General features: G+C 42.7%; 1 protein-coding gene. It reads left to right on the forward strand.

Features of this window, described 5'->3' with window-relative positions:
• Positions 1-100 precede the first annotated feature (100 nt).
• A protein-coding gene (locus FKP33_RS26730) for an IS630 family transposase (protein WP_258313574.1) occupies positions 101-1166 on the forward strand; the annotation gives its coding sequence in 2 pieces (ribosomal slippage) (positions 101-604 and positions 606-1166; 1065 coding nt in all).
• The last annotated feature ends 16 nt before the right edge of the window (positions 1167-1182 follow it).

A 1182-nucleotide genomic window follows, 5' to 3' on the forward strand; every position in this document is an offset into this window, starting at 1 on the left:
CTATATAAGTTGAATCAAACTCTTTCCAGTTTATTGGAAAGGATTTCTAGCCATCAAACGTCGAATAAGTAAAGACCATATTATGGACGGGTGATTGGCGATGGAAGCAAATAAGGATATACAAGAGGTCGATAAACGGTTAAAACAGGAAAAAGATCGCCGAATGTTCGAGCGGTACCAAACTATTCGATTGCATTTGCTTAGACACGATAAAGATCAGATAGCCATCATCATTGGAAGATCTGAGCGTACGGTAAGAACATACATAAAGATCTACCGAACATCCGGTTTAGATGGATTGCAGATGAAATTCTCTCCAGGTCGCAGCGTACGGCTTACAACAGAGCAGCAAGCAGAGCTTAAGAAGACGATCATGGAATCTCTCCCTTATGAGGTCGGATTTACGGCAAAATTTAACTGGACCCTTGAACTGATCGGTGAGTACATATACCGTGAGTTCGGAAAGAAATACTCCATCAAAGGGGTGTCCTTAATGATGCATCGACTGGGTATGAGCTACACCAAGCCAACGTATACCTTAGCGGCGGCTGATGAAGAAAAGCAAAAAGAGTTTGTCGAAAAAACCTTTCCAGGGTTAAAAAAATCAGGAAAACGGCGAAATTGATCATATCTTGTTTGAAGATGAAGCCATGATCCGCGACTATCAAGCACTTCAGCATACATGGTTTGCTAAAGGCAAGCAACGGATCATAAAAACGACCGGCAAACATCGCGGTGTAAAGCTGTTCTCTACGGTTGATTATGTCACGGGCAACATCGTATGGCAGGAAGATGACGAATATACGGCGGACAAGTTCCTGGTGTTTCTGCAGAAAGTCGTAGCAGCTTATCCCACAGGCAAAATAGTCATGGTTTTGGATAATGCCCGAATTCATCATGCCAAGCTGCTGGAATCGTTTCTTGAAGAGCAGCAAGGTCGGCTTAAACTGGTTTTCCTGCCTCCATACAGCCCTAAACTGAATGTCGTAGAAGGGCTATGGAAATGGCTTAAGGCGGATGTGGTTAATAACGTCTTCTACCACACAGTCGACGAAATCCGAAAAAACGTGCATACATTCATGGAGCAGATTAAAAAGGAGCCTCTGAAGATTATAGATCGGCTTTGCATCAGGATGGAATCAGGCGAAATTTCGGAATTTCAATAATTCAACATATATAGAT

Source organism: Paenibacillus sp. tmac-D7, assembly GCF_006519665.1.
Classification (GTDB): Bacteria; Bacillota; Bacilli; order Paenibacillales; family NBRC-103111; genus Paenibacillus_G; species Paenibacillus_G validus.